Source organism: Streptococcus sp. KHUD_013, from assembly GCF_052588545.1.
This window is the reverse complement of the sequence record NZ_CP186264.1, coordinates 886474-902254: the sequence shown is the minus strand read 5'-3', so window position 1 is coordinate 902254 and position 15781 is coordinate 886474. Positions and strand designations below refer to the sequence as shown.

Annotated in this window: 21 protein-coding genes and 3 pseudogenes; all 24 read right to left on the bottom strand. The window is 37.2% G+C overall.

Annotation, left to right across the window (positions count from 1 at the left end; genetic code table 11):
• Positions 1 to 5: 5 nt before the first annotated feature.
• The 24 genes and pseudogenes from ACOXXR_RS04160 to ACOXXR_RS04045 all read right to left on the bottom strand — a co-directional run bounded on the left by ACOXXR_RS04160 (position 6) and on the right by ACOXXR_RS04045 (position 15780).
• Positions 6 to 443 (bottom strand): hypothetical protein, encoded by a 438-nt coding sequence (locus ACOXXR_RS04160; protein ID WP_445278810.1) that lies wholly within the window; start codon positions 441 to 443, stop codon positions 6 to 8.
• A gap of 13 nt (positions 444 to 456) precedes the next feature.
• Complete coding sequence (locus ACOXXR_RS04155) at positions 457 to 1158, bottom strand: DUF443 family protein (protein WP_445278809.1); 702 nt, start codon at positions 1156 to 1158, stop codon at positions 457 to 459.
• A gap of 11 nt (positions 1159 to 1169) precedes the next feature.
• Positions 1170 to 1508: a type II toxin-antitoxin system RelE/ParE family toxin gene (locus ACOXXR_RS04150; RefSeq protein WP_445278808.1), complete on the bottom strand. Its 339-nt coding sequence runs from the start codon at positions 1506 to 1508 to the stop codon at positions 1170 to 1172.
• Positions 1501 to 1794, bottom strand: a complete 294-nt coding sequence (relB, locus tag ACOXXR_RS04145; protein ID WP_445278807.1) for a type II toxin-antitoxin system RelB/ParD family antitoxin — start codon at positions 1792 to 1794, stop codon at positions 1501 to 1503. Before relB ends, ACOXXR_RS04150 begins: the two co-directional genes overlap by 8 nt.
• Before the next feature lie 254 nt (positions 1795 to 2048).
• Entirely contained in the window at positions 2049 to 2786 is a 738-nt protein-coding gene (locus tag ACOXXR_RS04140) for a DUF4336 domain-containing protein (protein WP_445278806.1), read from the bottom strand.
• Positions 2787 to 2818: 32 nt separating this feature from the next.
• Positions 2819 to 3595, bottom strand: coding sequence for an alpha/beta fold hydrolase (locus ACOXXR_RS04135; protein WP_445278805.1), 777 nt, complete (start codon positions 3593 to 3595; stop codon positions 2819 to 2821).
• A 129-nt stretch (positions 3596 to 3724) separates the two neighbouring features.
• Positions 3725 to 4603: an aminoglycoside phosphotransferase family protein gene (locus ACOXXR_RS04130; protein ID WP_445278804.1), complete on the bottom strand. Its 879-nt coding sequence runs from the start codon at positions 4601 to 4603 to the stop codon at positions 3725 to 3727.
• 106 nt (positions 4604 to 4709) lie between these two features.
• Positions 4710 to 5318, bottom strand: a pseudogene (locus ACOXXR_RS04125) (Type 1 glutamine amidotransferase-like domain-containing protein).
• Positions 5319 to 5365: 47 nt separating this feature from the next.
• On the bottom strand, positions 5366 to 5794 hold the full coding sequence (gene aac(6') / locus ACOXXR_RS04120) for an aminoglycoside 6'-N-acetyltransferase (protein ID WP_295347946.1): 429 nt from the start codon (positions 5792 to 5794) through the stop codon (positions 5366 to 5368).
• 248 nt (positions 5795 to 6042) lie between these two features.
• Positions 6043 to 6363 (bottom strand): annotated as a pseudogene (locus ACOXXR_RS04115) (TfoX/Sxy family protein).
• A gap of 21 nt (positions 6364 to 6384) precedes the next feature.
• Positions 6385 to 6534: pseudogene (locus ACOXXR_RS04110) on the bottom strand (VOC family protein); the annotation flags it as partial.
• Positions 6535 to 6644: 110 nt separating this feature from the next.
• Complete coding sequence (locus tag ACOXXR_RS04105; RefSeq protein WP_445278803.1) at positions 6645 to 7136, bottom strand: nucleotidyltransferase; 492 nt, start codon at positions 7134 to 7136, stop codon at positions 6645 to 6647.
• A 489-nt stretch (positions 7137 to 7625) separates the two neighbouring features.
• Complete coding sequence (locus ACOXXR_RS04100) at positions 7626 to 8024, bottom strand: hypothetical protein (protein WP_125378369.1); 399 nt, start codon at positions 8022 to 8024, stop codon at positions 7626 to 7628.
• Positions 8025 to 8036: 12 nt separating this feature from the next.
• The gene (locus ACOXXR_RS04095) at positions 8037 to 9002 is read right to left on the bottom strand and encodes a DUF4365 domain-containing protein (RefSeq protein ID WP_037596774.1); all 966 of its coding nucleotides are present in this window, start codon (positions 9000 to 9002) and stop codon (positions 8037 to 8039) included.
• Between the two features lie 59 nt (positions 9003 to 9061).
• Entirely contained in the window at positions 9062 to 9394 is a 333-nt protein-coding gene (locus ACOXXR_RS04090; protein ID WP_125378368.1) for a hypothetical protein, read from the bottom strand.
• Positions 9394 to 10062 (bottom strand): DUF4417 domain-containing protein, encoded by a 669-nt coding sequence (locus ACOXXR_RS04085; RefSeq protein ID WP_125378367.1) that lies wholly within the window; start codon positions 10060 to 10062, stop codon positions 9394 to 9396. The genes ACOXXR_RS04090 and ACOXXR_RS04085 overlap by 1 nt, the downstream gene beginning before the upstream one ends.
• A 115-nt stretch (positions 10063 to 10177) precedes the next feature.
• The gene (locus tag ACOXXR_RS04080) at positions 10178 to 10708 is read right to left on the bottom strand and encodes an ImmA/IrrE family metallo-endopeptidase (protein ID WP_445278802.1); all 531 of its coding nucleotides are present in this window, start codon (positions 10706 to 10708) and stop codon (positions 10178 to 10180) included.
• The gene (locus ACOXXR_RS04075; protein ID WP_125378426.1) at positions 10698 to 11072 is read right to left on the bottom strand and encodes a helix-turn-helix domain-containing protein; all 375 of its coding nucleotides are present in this window, start codon (positions 11070 to 11072) and stop codon (positions 10698 to 10700) included. Before ACOXXR_RS04075 ends, ACOXXR_RS04080 begins: the two co-directional genes overlap by 11 nt.
• Positions 11073 to 11260: 188 nt before the next feature.
• Entirely contained in the window at positions 11261 to 12607 is a 1347-nt protein-coding gene (locus tag ACOXXR_RS04070; protein WP_427151604.1) for a recombinase family protein, read from the bottom strand.
• Positions 12513 to 13736, bottom strand: a complete 1224-nt coding sequence (locus tag ACOXXR_RS04065; RefSeq protein WP_445278801.1) for a recombinase family protein — start codon at positions 13734 to 13736, stop codon at positions 12513 to 12515. Before ACOXXR_RS04065 ends, ACOXXR_RS04070 begins: the two co-directional genes overlap by 95 nt.
• Positions 13737 to 13877: 141 nt before the next feature.
• Entirely contained in the window at positions 13878 to 14828 is a 951-nt protein-coding gene (locus tag ACOXXR_RS04060; RefSeq protein ID WP_445278800.1) for a LysM peptidoglycan-binding domain-containing protein, read from the bottom strand.
• A 1-nt stretch (position 14829) separates the two neighbouring features.
• Positions 14830 to 15231, bottom strand: a complete 402-nt coding sequence (locus tag ACOXXR_RS04055) for a phage holin family protein (protein WP_445278799.1) — start codon at positions 15229 to 15231, stop codon at positions 14830 to 14832.
• Positions 15228 to 15569 carry a hypothetical protein gene (locus ACOXXR_RS04050; RefSeq protein ID WP_002904770.1) on the bottom strand — a complete coding sequence of 114 codons (342 nt, stop codon included), beginning with the start codon at positions 15567 to 15569 and terminating at the stop codon, positions 15228 to 15230. Before ACOXXR_RS04050 ends, ACOXXR_RS04055 begins: the two co-directional genes overlap by 4 nt.
• Positions 15544 to 15780 (bottom strand): hypothetical protein, encoded by a 237-nt coding sequence (locus tag ACOXXR_RS04045; RefSeq protein ID WP_101771487.1) that lies wholly within the window; start codon positions 15778 to 15780, stop codon positions 15544 to 15546. The genes ACOXXR_RS04050 and ACOXXR_RS04045 overlap by 26 nt, the downstream gene beginning before the upstream one ends.
• Position 15781 lies beyond the last annotated feature (1 nt).

Here is a 15781-nt window from a genome sequence, read left to right as displayed (position 1 = left end):
TATTTCTATCTAGAGGTTTCGTCCGATACTTCAATATTCCCCATCACCCAATTGGACATCTTTTTGTCCTTGTCTTTATAAGGGTTGGGAGGAAACAAGGTGAAAGGGGGTATGCTGGCATCTGGGAAGAATAGTTCTACGCTTATCGTTCGCTCGCGATTATGATTGACGTAGGCTGTAAAATAGATATGGTAATGTCCACTCACATCACCACCATTATCATACTCTCCTCTAGCAGTATTTGGTAAGAGCGTTACAGATTCTATGTCCTGCTTTTCCTGGGCTAAGTGTGCGATGATCTCACTCTTAATAGCAGCCTCATGATTTCTAACGAAATTCCCATCATCACTGTATCCAGGATGCTCACTAAGAGAATAGAAAACAATGACCATCAGAAAAGGTAGGGAAATTAAAAAAATGATTAGCTTATTGGATTTTAACATGGGGTTTCCTCATTTATTTTTCTTTTGAAAGCTCCTCAATTTTAATCAAAGATAAGGTTTTATAGTACTCTGGGATTTGTGGCATTCTCATGATCACAAAACCGAACCACGATATAAGGCCATTCACAATCAATAATGCTCCTTCAGTTCCATTACTAGTTCCGATAAAAAAACTCAAACAAACAATATTGGCCACTACTGTGATATACCAGTCGATCATTCGTTTCCCTTTTGGTTCAAAAACAAGACAGTATGATTTGCTATCTTTAGGAATTCTCGAATCAAATGTCCGTTTGGCACGTTTTCCATACCAAACGGCCATTAGATAGGATAAAAGCATCGAGAAAGCAAATATTCCTAATTTCAAAATAATTTGTTGACTGACTCCCCAGCTGATAAACGCCTTTTTCATGAACCTGTAGGAAATACCGACAAGGGGTTGAACCATAATGGCCACAGTAGATGTTCCTAACCGAGTTTTAGATTTTATTTCAAAACTGTCATTGGAAGGAGATAACTCAACCATATTTGCAGTAACTTTCTTAGGAAGCCAACCTAAGAAATAGGATTTTCCTTTTATTGAAGTAGAATCTAAAATAAATTTTTTATTGTTATACTCAACGATTCTAAAAACTGCTATATTCGAATATTTAAATTTTAAATCTAAAATAATGCTCCAAAAATTTGCTCTGTTGTAAAATGAAGTGCAACACAAAGTTCCTCAATCTACTTATAAAAAATCTTGACCCAATCCTGCTTTGCACTTAGAATACGAGCAACATACACCCTATGCTTCTCCATATAATAAAATGCGAGATAGTTCTCTATTGGCATATAACGATAGGGTTTTCCATCATTCGTCAACTCACCATACCCCCGGCTTGATACCAGAGGACAGGCTTCTGGAAAGAGTTCTAGGGTCTCCAAAGCACTTAATAGCAAATCAACTTTTCCATCTGCAGCTTGCTGGCTATAAAAATTCACAAGAATATAGTCGTGAATGTCACGCAAGTCCTGCTTAGCCTGATCTGCAAGAAAGACCTGATAGCGCTTCAACTTAGTCAAGACCAAATTCCTTTCTCACATCGGCTACAGAAGTAACTTTTCCTTGAGCGATTTCCTGGTGCCCCACTAAAATCTCCTTCTTCAAATCTTCAAAGGCTACTTGATACTGCGCGTTCTGCAAATCACTCGAAACAAATTCTTCTGGATCCACAGTCCCGTTGGCAATTTTTCGAAGTGCTGCATTTAGGACATCTGACACAGAAATTTTTTGATCTGCAAGCACCTCTTTTGTTTTTTGGTAAAACATCGCATCTGCGCGAAAATTCACTGCTTTCGTGTTTGCCATTTCTACCTCTCCTTTGTACATACAATTTGTATATACATACTACCATAAGATAGAGAAGGGAATCAAGTGAAAAATGGATTCTTCTTTCACTAAATCTAATTGAGAGATACCGAGAGTTATATTCTTTCTCTCGAGTCATCTGATACCTCTTAGAATCAACAATTTAAGTAGATTCCACATCTTAATTTAACAACTCCAAGTAATTGTAGTCAATTATATTAGATATATTTTATTAATTTCTTTATAGTAAATTCCTATTTCTCTAGCCAAGAGAACGCTTGGTTTAGCATTTCTTTTGCTTGTCCAACTATACACGGTCCATGAGAAATAATAATATTCTTAGGTTCCCATTTCTTTATTTTGTGATAACTCCTCAAAGCTTGTTTTTTGCCAAATAAGAAACTTATTCTTAAATCTCTTGGTGTTTTACCATTTGGATGGTGATTATCACCTATTTTAAAAAGTAGCTTTTCAAAAAGCGATAATTTCTCAGTCTCTATGTTTTCAATAAGATCCGTTAAAATCAAAGTTGAACTTTCAGTATGAAAAAAAACAACCTCTTTCACGTAAAAACTTCCTTCAAATGTTGTAAAACAAATTTCTTCGTTCCAATTGGCCTTGCTTAATTCCTGACCATAATCTAAATTCATTCCCGATTTTCTGGCACGCTTTTGAACACCACTAGCTAGCCAGACTTTTGCGTCAGGAAATAGTTGATGCCACTCATTTATATAACTATAATGTAAGACATTTGGAGCAATAAGGTGTTTTACCTCACCCAATTTCTTGATTTCAAAAAGTAAATTGTCATTAAGCTTAGTCGGTGAATGCACCCAAAGACCACCATTCTGTAGACGGATAACTGTCATTCTAGTTGAAAAAGGCACTTTGAAGAATTTGAAATCCATTAGTACTTCTTCCCCATCCACAACCCATAGATTATCTGCTATCTTTTTTAAGGAATTGAGGGGACTATATTTTTTGACTTCCATGAAACTCTGCTTTCTAAATTAATAAAGTATAATCAATCGTTATTCTCCAAAAAGGGTAGCACCAAATCAATCCACTCTTGAGGTAGATAAGCTGACAAATAGCCGTGGTTATAGCCCTTAGCTTCATACAAGATCGTGTTTGGATGTAGTTGTTGAAATAATTTCGCCGATGCTTTCACACAGTTCAATTCTTTTTCACCATAGATATACAGAACCTGAGCCTTGCTTGCAGAAATCGTGTCCTTCACCTTGTAACGCCCCATATAGGTTTTGTAAATGGTCACCAATGTTTTGATAGGCGTCCTTGGCAAATCCTCCAAATAATAAGCTTTTATCTCCTCTGGATAAGCCAGTTTAGGATAGAGTTTGTCCATCATGCTTAATTGAAGTTTGCAAGAGAATTTACTGAACATCAGTTTACCAAATAGAGCTACTAGAAAGATGCTGATTTTAGCTAACCTTGGTTGAGGAATACAGAGGCTTCCATCTATGATAACCTTCTCAGCTATCTCGCTGTCTAATGACAAAAGCTCCATGGCAATTTGACCACCAAGAGAAACACCACCGATCGCAAACAGCTTCCCACCACAGTTTGCTTTGACATAGTCTAGGATCTCCAAAGCAGAATCTTCCGTAGAAACATAATCGATGTGATATTCTTCGCCGTGGCCATTCAAAGTGGGTAGAATAACACGGTAGTCTTCTGACAAAATCCGTGCTTGACGAAGATAATTCCACCAAGAACTGCCACCGCCATGTATCAGTAAGATAGGAGGCAAATTCTTATCACCAAATTCATGGAATTTCATATTTAAACTCCTTACCGTAAGACTTTAACTCGTAGTGATAAAAATCATCTGTTTTAAAGATAGTTAGATATATTTGAAATTGAGCAAATAATCCGGACATTTCTTCAAATTGATATTTAAGCTCTTTTATTATTCAGCCGTCTTCTTTGTCAAGCACCAACTAGGAATGATTTGCTTCATATCATCGTACCATTCCAAAATTTCCTTAGCTTGATGTTGCATTACAGATATTTCTTCAGCTCCGTATGGTACAGCCCATGGCAGAGCACCAACTAGGTTACTTAGAGTATAGATGGCGAGAAGCTTCCAAAATAAATCCGGAACCTTATGATCAAAATATCCATCTATCATACCAGACGCAAAAGAGGGAGAGACTTGAGCGGACCACACAATGCGATTGAACTCCTCCCAAGGATCTCCGATGTCAAATCGATCAAAGTCAATGACATAAATTTTACGATTTTCACCAATCATGAAATTTCCGATATGATAATCTCCATGTTGGAAAACCTGAGGTCTATCTTTTAACAATTCTCGATTTGCATTTAAAAACTCAATAAAGATCTGACCATTTTCATATTGAACGGGACATTCTTTGTATTTGGAGATTTTGTCATCAATTTTTCGATTATAAAAGACCTCCCAATCTTCACGAACTTCTGTAATAGGGAGTGAATGAATTTTTTGGAGGATTCTTCCTGCTTCTACTCCGTAAATGTATTGTTGTTCTTTTGAAACAGTTAAAATGGTTTCTCTTGCATCTTTCCCATCTATCCATTCATGTAAAGAATGTACTTCGTCATCGCAGAGTTCTATGCTAATCGGTTTACACATAGGAACTCCAAGAGAAGCCACCTTCTCCATCATATCAAATTCAAATCTTTTAGAATCTAACTTCTCCTTATCAGAAACACGCAAGAAATATTTTTGCTGATTTTGATCTGTCACACAATATTTTTTATCATCTGACCAGCCTTTATTTATGCCTATCTTACTAATAAAATTCATCAAGCACTCTCCGATTCACCTTCCAACACTTCTTGCAGCTTTAACTAGTAACCCATCCAGTTCGTCTACACTTTAATTTCCTAGATCCAGATTTACATTATGAAAACTAGTCAATTTTCTCAATAATGTTTCCAAGTTTATCTAGTACAAGACAGGAATGATCATTTAATGGAATTATGGGAACATTAACGAGTTCTTCAGCTCTATCCTTATTAGCTTTATCATTTCAGGAATCATAATGGACACTAATTAAAAACTGACTAAAGAGTCCTAATCCATTTTTTATCTTTATCTGATGATCTGAATTATCATTAGGTGAAACATAGACTTTTTCTCCTAATAATAGGGCTCCTGCAGAAAATCCCATAACTTTCGCCCCTTTATTCAGCATACGATCGATATAATTTTTGAACTGCTGATTGACGTAAGTAGCTAAATACTTTTCCGTATTTCCACCACCGATAATAATTAGATCAGCATCTAGATAGCTATCAAAATTAATCTGCTCAGTGTCCAAGAGTAAGTAATCAGTGTTTAGATTAGGACATTGACTTTGGAAAACTTCCGTGTACTTTTTCATATACGGTTCCCAATTTTCTCGATAAACTGTAAAAATGACAATTCTTTCGATCTTCCTTGATGACACAATTTTATTAACAACCGTATGGTTCTTTATCGGCGGATTTCCACCCATCAAAAAAATTTGTTCGTCCAATCTTTCACACTTCCTAAAGATACATAAATTTTGACCACGTTCTGAAATTATAATTTCTTCTTAAAATGAATAATTCTATTTGCCTCCTGAAATCCAATATTGAGATGAAATCTTATAGAATCCGTATTCGTTAAAGTACAGTCACTTGCAAATTCCTTACATCCTTTATTTTTCGCCCATTCCTCACATTTTGTACAGAGGTTTTTAGCAATACCCTTTAAACGATATTCCTCGTCGACAATAATCCCTTCTAAGAATCCCACAGGACTATATTTACAACCTTCAACATAGTCAAATCTGAGTGAACATAGTGCTAGACCTACAATTGTGTCACCTTCAACTTCAGTAAAGATTGCAGTATTTTTGCCATTCGTATATTTTTTAACTTCATCAATAGCTTCTTTATCGGTCAATTGGGGCCATAATTGTTTCATTAATTTAGCTGTTTTTATAGAATCTTTTGTTATTCCATCCATATTGATGTTCCTCCGCGAATTACAAGCAAATGTTACAAATCATGCTGTTACTTTGTTACTCATTGATTGATACCAATACCATCCCCTTCTCCTTTTCGACTGTCTCAGATTGGAAGAGCAGTGGTACGACCTCAACATGAAACGAGTGAACACTAATTATGCTAGGTAGTCTTGTCTGTTCTATAAACTTTTTAACGATAGCATAAGGTTATCGTTAAATGGTATAACCTAGATAAACTGAGATTTTATTATTTCTTTTTCTTTGGTTTTGGTGCAGGTAACTCATCATACATTGAATTAAATAAGCCGGTTAAATATTCTTTGTTGTCAACATCATCTACCAATAGCATTTCCTTTGCACCTTCTTACGGCAATTCGTATTCTACATTCGGCATATATGCTATTGCAGATTTGACAGGCTTCACTAAAAATTTATCATCATAAATTCCACCTATGATTTTCCCTCGATAATAAATTATATATTCACCCATCATTGCTCTATATGATATTTCTTCCAACTCGGACAATTGTTCTAAAATGAAATCTAAATATTCTTTACTTGAAGCCATTTTTGCTATCTCCCTTAATTACTAAAATTTCAATAGTCCATTTTCATAAAATTGAAAATTGGGTCCCCAAGAAACTTCCCAATAATATCCATCTAAATCCGAAAAATATGCGTGATATCCACCCCAGAAAAGTACCTGTGGCTCTTTTACAGTTTTTCCACCTGCTTTTCTTTACTAATTCAATTACTAGCCAATATAGTATAAATTAAATAACCAATAAAAATGATAATAAAAACAATATAGCAGCCAGTCTTACAACTTACTACTTTTTATATGATAATTTACAAATGTCTTTCCAGCCACTCGATCTTTTTAAAATCCTTATTGTTATTGTGATCATTTCGATAGGAGTCTTGAGAAGAAGCTTTGTAAATACTTAGATACTGCTCCAGACTTGGAAGACGAAAAGTGATGCCTTCAATGTGAATAAGCTCTATATCCGATTCCGTAACTCCTGCAAAATCAGGTAAGGAATCGATACTTCCAAATTCAACACTCACTCGATCCTTTTTGAATTCATGCTCATGAATATCTATTAAGACGTAGCCTAAGTCTTTCATCACTTTCATAATATTGTCCCAGTCATAAATTCTGAGATGATCAGGTGCTTCCCAACCTCTAGGGTCACCAGGCACATGAATGTCAATGTCAGACGGCCCCCAATTTTCTTTCGTTCTAAACTCCAATCCCAAAGACCCCATCAGTGTCGGTGTAATTCCAACTCGATTTAAATGGAAACAAATGGTTTTAAATTCTTCAAATAAGAGACTCATGTTTACTCTAAACCTTCCATATAAATGTTCGTTATTTCTACTTTATTACCTTGAACAAAATCATCTTCATTTTCTAGAGTATATCCAGTTATTTTGGATACAAATTCTTTTCCTTCTTTTAAGGACCCAAATGCGACTAGATTTTATAGGAAGGATTTTGATATAATTCCAACATATACATCTCTCGTTCTTCTGATTTTTGAACGATTATCCACATTTCACTAACAAACTTACACACTCGACGGTTCGCTGTAACCGTATCGTTTCGTCGTAAACTCCTTACTCTACGACAGCTATCGCATGGGCGGAACATCTCCTTCTACTACGCTGATGCCTCAGCTCGTACAAGCAGTGATACTGCCTCAACATGTTTTGATGGTTACTACCTATACTATGAAACGAAATAAAGGCTGTCTGATTAACTGAATTAAACAATTAAACGTAACAAGCCTTTATGGTTACTCATTATATATTATGTCCTTCTCTAATCTAGAGACATCCTCCCATGGTAAGAATAATTTGTGTGTGTTTGAAACCTGTATTTTTACTACTACATTCCATAATAATGTAATAGTCATCATAACCTTCTGCTTTTACGACGAGCCCCATTGAGTATGGCGTTTTCCAAAGAGGTTCTACTCCATAGAACTTTGCTACAAACTTATTTGTTGGATTTGGTGTTTCCATACTAAAGCCATTCTCAAATAGCCAAGCATGCCAATTCTTAAATGCTGGTGGAAAACCAAACATATGAACTGCTTGCATTGTCGATATTGCAAATTCCATTTCATCTTCCAAATTAATAACATACTTCTCAGTAGGATTTAGTCTATATCCATCTATAGTTTTTTCCGATTTCATACCACTATTAAGTTTAAGCTTTTTCATGATAATGCTCCTTTATTTATCTTTTGATTCTGGTCTTGCTTTGGTGTATGGTCTGGTTTCGGATATAAATTGCTCTACCTCTAAGAACGATTTTCCCAATTCATTCAAACTGAGAACCAACATATACTCTGCAACTTCACCAGCATGGTCAACGTAGCGCATAGGGTGTAATTTTTGGCGGAATTGCTCAAATGTGTCTCCTACAACGATCCAATCATCCATTTCATTATCATACCAACAATGAAGTTGTTGCCATAATTCAGAATCACTTTCTTCAAAAAATTCTTCATCAACAGAAAAATTAGCCCAAGGGAATAGCTTAGGAAAAACTTCTTCATAAGGAGTAAAAGGAAACCAGTACGGGTACAAATACTCCTTGGTTTCATCTCCATCATTAACAATTAACTTGGTCTCACCTTTTCCACTTGATTTGTTAACCCACTCCGTTGAATGTAGTTTAACTTCTCCACCACTCTCAATAATTTCCATAAATTTTTTCTGAGATAACAGAAAATTATAATTCTGCAGATGTTGTGGCAAATTTGTATAAGAAAGAATTTTTCTATTCGAGGAGTCGTCCAAAAAAATCTGACTACAAGGCACTTTAACATAGTAACCTTTTCCCTCACCATTTCGAGTTTTTTGAATCGTTTCAGTATTAAGCTTTCCCCAAATACACATCTCATCAGTAGGATTATAAAGGACTAGAATACAGGGTAAAGAATTCATTGTCCAATAGTTATACTGTCTCTCATTAATATCTCTAAAGATAATACAGCCATCTTTTTTCTCCTTAAACCAACTTTCACCAGATTTGATTTGCAAAGCAAGAAGCTGTTTAGGTTTTCCTTCTTCTATAAGCTCCATATGCGCATCAATACCTATATCATTTATAGGTTGCTCTCGGAATAGCCAATTATTCCGTTCCGCAATTTTGCCACACTCATATATACCAATTCGCTCTGTTGAATTTGCCATAAATAGCTCCCTTTAATTATATCACTATGATTTTTATATACATGTTTAAATTTCACATACTACTCAAAATACTTTTTAAATTCAGAATGACTAATGTGATGCAAAAGTAATCTCGGTACCGAAATGATAACTAAGACCTTATTTTCTCGAGTAAAAAACTTCACTTTGTATGTATCATTACTATCTTTTGATAGAACTATCCCAACCAGACCTTTATTATATCCATTATAATCAGCAATAAGCTCAACAAAAAAGCCATCAGTCTCGGTACTAGGATTCGTGTGATTAATTAACTCAAAAATAGGAAACCCACCTAGATTATCAAATCGTTTTAAGTCTAATTCCTCAGCGCCAGTAGTCTTACCAAATCCTCCGTGAAATCCAGTCCCCATTAGGCACCTCCTTGCATATAAGCCAACGAAGTGTTACTTGGATAGTGAAGAATATTAATTCCTTGAAGACGATACCAAGCAAACACATCATCTAGTAAGGCACCATATACAAGAATTGTATGAGGACTAAGTTTATCAACAACATAATCAAGCCCGTTGATAAAATGCCTTCTATCATCTAAATCTCTCATCTGACCATGCGAGCCGACAGAAATCACATTATCTTTTGATATACCCAGACAAGCAATATCGTAAGTTCTCTCATCCCCCCAACGAATATTTGGAATGACTGGAATTCCCATTGATTGAAGCCAAGTACCTATAGCACGACTTCTGTATATATTATTTACTTGCATGTTATACGGCATGTCTCTAAATAGACTAAAATCAGGAAGGATAACCCCTTTAAACTTAGAAAGTGTATCCAAATGAAGTTTTGGATTCTTCCAAATATTTTCAAATTTATAATCATCCTCATAAAAACATAACCATGAAAATTTCTCCTTAGTTTGATGCCTTTTTGAAAATAGAACCATTTTTTCTGGCAAATTGCCATTATAAGGTCTAATAATCGGAATTTCTTCTTTTCCTGCGTAAGCAGCATCTTTCACTAGGAATGCATTAAAAACGTCTTTGCAACCTTTTCGGTTACCTTGAATTTTTACCATAGAGTAAACCTTTCTATTGAAATATCCAGACGACTATGGTAAACTGATACTGTGTATGTCGGTTTACCCAGCCGCTCTATCCAAGCCTTGAGTCCCCACTCAAAGGCTTTTTCTTTTACCAACCTTCTTTTTCATATTGTCCAAGTTGAAAACTAGCCATTGCTTGTGTAACTTTGCATTGTTCTACGACCTCTTCAACAGATAAATTTTTAACTAATCTTTTTGGAACTAATAATTCTCCTGCGAAGCAGTTGGCTTGCCACTCAGGGTCTTCGTAGGCTTTTCTACTTTTCATTTCTTCAACCGTACGACAAAAAACTATCTCTTCTTGACGATGTTTAAAAAAATGAAGAAGTTCGTGAGCAATTGTGGATCTGGAAAATCCATCATCTTCACAAGTTTTCTCATATATATCTTCACGAATACGAATTAAGTTTTCACCTTTGAGGGTTTCTCCATAGTTATTAGGCATATCCTCAATTGGAACAATCTCATAATCATAATATCCAGTTTCCGCCAATAATTCAAAAACCTCAACAATTGGATAGGCAAGTTCATTAGACAACTTTGTCTTATCACGGAAATAATCAGCATAGTTTCGAATTTCTAATCTAGAACATGGGACTACTTTATAATTATAGGTCATTAACTTCCTCCGAATTCTTATTAAAAAATTTAGCAAGTTTTGATAAATCTTGAGTATCAAATCTTTCAAGACTTCTCGCAAAAGCAAATGCTGTATCTTTTTGTGCATCAGTTAACATTTCCAGATTGATTTCAATCAACTGTTGACTATCTTGCTGGGAACGTCTCAATTCAGCTAACTGCTCTCCATCCAACTTGTACTCCTTTACTAGTTTTTCTTCCCAAGTTCTTGGGATTTTCTTTTTACCATTCTCTACAGCTGATAAAAAGGCTGAGCTGACACCTAGCTTTTCTGCCATTGTTTTGAGGATTTGGCCTTGGTCTATTCTTAATTTTCTTAGAAATTTTCCATATTCTGTAATCATTTTATTTTCCTCCATTTTACCTCTTACAATATAATTATAAACCATTTTCTAATATTTTTCAACCTTTTAGGTTAATTTTTTAAATATTATGGTTAATTCAATTGCTACACTAATCATAATAGATAATAAATCGTATTTCAAAAAATAAAAAGGCCATAGCATGAGCACTTCCTCTCTTAGCTATGGCCTTATAAATTTACTTCTGTTCCTTCTAAAAACTTAACGGTAATGCTGCCGTCTTCACCAAGCATAATCTTCTCAAGTACCTGGCACATCTTTCTTCCATCAAATACTTCCTGCTCGCTATCAAGGAGTCCCTTTAGTTGAGCCGCATGGTACTTCTCTAATTTTTGCTCTTCATTCAAGCTATTCCACTTTTCTAGTAGCTGTTCCTTTTTTTCATGAAGAACCTCTATAGCCCTGAGGAAAGCCTGCTGCAGGGTTTCTTCATCAATATGACGATTAGTGCACCCCTGTATTCCTTTTACCTTATATCGGTTGTTGCATTGCCAGACAGGCCTCTTTCCTCTACTGGTTGTCCAGTTCTTTCGACCAAATAGACCTCCGCATTCCTTACAGAATACTTTGCATGTGAATGGATTTTGTTCGCACTGGATAATGTAAAAATTGACGTGATTATCCTGCCTATACTGATTTCTTCGCTCTACCTCAAGCTGAACCAAGTCCCATTCTTCCTTATTAATAATAGCCTCATGGTTGCCTTCGATATAGTATTGATTCACCTGTCCCTGGTTCTCACTGCGCTTCTTGGTCAGAAAATCAACCGTATAGGTTTTCTGTAAGAGGGCATCTCCCATGTACTTCTCATTTTGAAGCATTCTTTGAATGGTAGTGGGATACCAGTTAGCTTTCCCATTCCATCCTGGAACCCCTTCTTCTTTTAGACTTCTCGCTATACTTTCTGGTGTTTCTCCTTGTAAAAAATCCCGAAAGATTCGTCTGACAATCTTGGCCTGCTCCTCATTGATGATGAGATTTCCATTCTCACCCTTGTCATAGCCTACAAATTTGGTTGTGTTGACTCTTATCTCGCCTCGTTCGAACTTCTTTCGAATCCCCCAGGTCGCATTCTCTGAGATAGAACGGGATTCATCCTGAGCCAAGGAAGAAAGAATGGTCAAGAGCACCTCCCCTTTGGCATCCAGACTGTCAATATTCTCCTTTTCAAAGGTAATTCCAATTCCAAGTTCCTTTAATTCCCGAACATATTTCAAGCAGTCTAGCGTGTTCCTAGAAAAACGGCTGATAGACTTCACAATGATTCTATCTACTTTGCCTTTTCGGCAGTCAGCTATCAACCTATTAAACTCTGTGCGTTTCTTGGTATTAGTTCCTGAAATCCCCTCATCCGCATAAATATCAACCAACTCGTAGAGAGGATTCTGCTGAATATACTCTTTGTAATACCGAACCTGGTTCTCATAGCTTGATAGCTGTTCGTCTTGGTCGGTGGATACTCGGCAGTAGGCCGCCATTCGGATTTTCTGAATGTGTTGCTTCTGCTCGACTTGTATCGTTTTCTTTGCTGGAATAACTGTAATATTTTTTGCCACCGATGTTCTCCTCCTTTACCACTGTGGGCTCATGGATACTCCAATCCTGTACTACACTGTCTGGCACGCGCATGCCGATGCAGGCGACCTTCCCTTCTCGGATATACTTGCTGCAGACCCACACAACCTTTCCTTTGTAGTACTTCTGTCGTTTTAAAGTAGAGCCACAATGCTCGCATTTCAATAAGCCACTCAAAGGATATCGTCTATTGTAATCAATGCTTAGCTTTGCCTTTCGATTCTGTTTCAGACGCTTTTGAACGGCTTCCCAATCTTCTCTGGATACAATAGCTTCATGGTTATCTGTAATCAGGTACTGTTGCACCTGACCTTGGTTGAGACGTTGCTTGGCCTTGATTTCCGCAAAATAGTATTTTTGCAGGATTGCATCCCCCTTATACTTCTCGTTTTTTAGAATATTGGTAATAGTACTTGAATACCATTTCCCACCGTCTACAGTAGAAACTTTCTCTTCATTAAATAGCTTTGCGATGACATGAACTCCCATACCAGATAAATAAAGGTTATAAATCCGTTTGACGATTTTAGCTTCCTCAGGATTGATGATTAACTCACCGTTCTCATCCTTGTCATAGCCTAAGAAGCGCTTAGTGTTAATCACCAGCTCTCCTCGCTGGAACTTATTCTGAAAAGCCCACCGTTGGTTTTCACTCATGTTGCGCAGTTCTTCTTCTGCGTAGCTGGCAAGAACCGTAAGCATGACTTCACCCTCATTTGACAAGGTATGGAGATTTTGTTCTTCAAAGAAGATATCCACTTGAATAGTTTTCAGTTCCCGGCTTACTGCAAGCAATAACTCAGTGTTTCTGGCAAAGCGAGAAATGGACTTTGTATGAATGACATCAATTTTCCCGGCCCTGCAATCCTCCAGCATCTGCTGAAAGCCTGGACGCTTGGCCAGTTTGCCTGAAATCCCCTGATCATAATACACTCCGATGAACTCGACATCATTTTTATTTTGATAAAAATGATTATAGTAGGATTGCTGATTGGTGAGGGAATCCTGTTGCTTTTCGGTCATGGTCGAAACACGCGCATAGGCACAAACTCTTATCTTTCCTGGCTTCATCCCATTCTCCTTTCTTCCTTACTATATATCACTCTAAAGGCCAAATTTATCAAGTATTCAGCCCACTCATTCAAGCTTTTTCTAGTTGAAATGCTGTCTATGTAAAAGGCCCGCATGGACAACCACACAGACCTTGATGGATTATTCAATTCGTAACACTTGGCCAGGGTAAATCAAATCTGGATTTTCAATTCCATTGATAGCTGCTAAGTGCTGGTAGTTCGTGCCATACATGGCCGCAATGGCTAAAAGCGTATCGCCGCTTTCAACTGTATAAGTGGTGCTGCTAGGTGCTTGCGAACTTCCAGTCACCTGCAAGACTTGTCCCGGATAAATCAAGTCAGGATTGGCAATCCCATTGATAGCTGCTAATTCCTGATAACTTGTCCCATAAAGAGCCGCAATAGCCGATAAAGTATCCCCTTCTTGAACCGTGTAAGTCCCAGTTGACGCTGGGGTCGTTGCTTGTTGCGGCACTTCTGACCGAGGTTCTGGTACCTGTCCGGTATAAACAGAACGCAAATCCCGATACATATAGTTGGAATCCACTCGGCCACTGATACCGCCAACAACTCCGTCACTGGTAAACTGCCAAATATCTGTTGGAACAGAACAAGCAGTCACCTGCCACTGAGCTACCCAATTCGTATAACGGGATAAGTCGCCCATATTCTGGAACCAGTACAGGCTCGCATACACACCAGCCCAGTAACCAGCGGCTTCTACATTGTCACAAAACAGTCGGCAGATAGCCGTGGAAGTTTCCCAGCTCACACCCCCATTGTTTGCTTTCCAGCCGTCCGCATCCTCCATATCAATGTAGAGTGGCATAGAAGGATGAAATTGTCGGACAAAGTTTAAAAAGGCATTGACCTCAGCTTGTGCTTCTCCCAAATTTCGAGCATAGCTATAATGGTAAAATCCGTACGGAATGCCAACCTGCTCACATTCAGATGCATTTCGTCGTGCACGCAGGTCTTCCGCAAAGCTACCCCAAGACGAACGGATAATGACAAAGTCAACATTGTTTTTCAACTGATCAAAATCAATAAAACCATTGTGTTCACTGATATCTACTCCAAATAATGCCATCTTATTTTTCCTCCGATTTTAATTGTTTCAAAGTTTGTTTGAGTTTCTCTGGAACTGGCAGACCAATCCGTGCTGTATTTTCTATAATACTGAGCCCCTCGTTAGACAAGTAATAGAAAATAATAGCAGTTCGGATGATGCCTCCCTGTTTCAAGATATGAGTATCAATAATCTGCCCCATAGCCACTAGCATCAAAATAACAACTTTTTTAAACAGTCCTTGAAAACCAACTGCACTGGATAGCTTCTTTTCAACAACTGCTGCCATCAACCCACTGATATAATCAATAGATATAAAGACAATCAAGGCAAAAATAAAACCATCCCAATCACCAAAAACACTTCCTAAAAGTCCTCCTACTGTGGAAAACAAGACTTTATTCGCAAAAACTAACTGTTTCATGATGCATTTTCCTTTCTATGCGGTTCGCTCCAGTTGGGATTTCCCTTTTCGTCAAATTGCATGATATAAAAGTTTTTATGAAATAACTCAGACAAATTAATGGTTGGAACTGTCGCACCCCACTGAGTCAAAGCTCCCACTGTTTCGACTTCCATCAACTGACGTCGACCTTCCTTAATCACGGGACGCTTTTGTACTTCTCTGTACATATAAAAATCCTCCCCCTCACTCTTGCAGCGAATGAACTCACCATTCTCGCGCATATAAGTGAGTGCTGCCACCAAATCAAAAGGTTCTGTAATTCTACTTAGATCAGGTAGTAATTCCTTTTCTTCCATCTTTCTTTCCTCCATCTATTTTTAATGGTGTAGTTGCTTCTTTGAGATTAGCTTCCAATTCTTCTTTCTTCTGAAGGAGAACTTGGTAAGCTTCCTCTTTCTGCGTCAATTGAATGGCTAAGAGGTTCTTTGAAGTTACCTCATCAGCCAGCTTTCTGGTCAGCTCTTCAATCGTCAAACGAAGAGCCTGATTAATTTCTTCTGGGTTCATT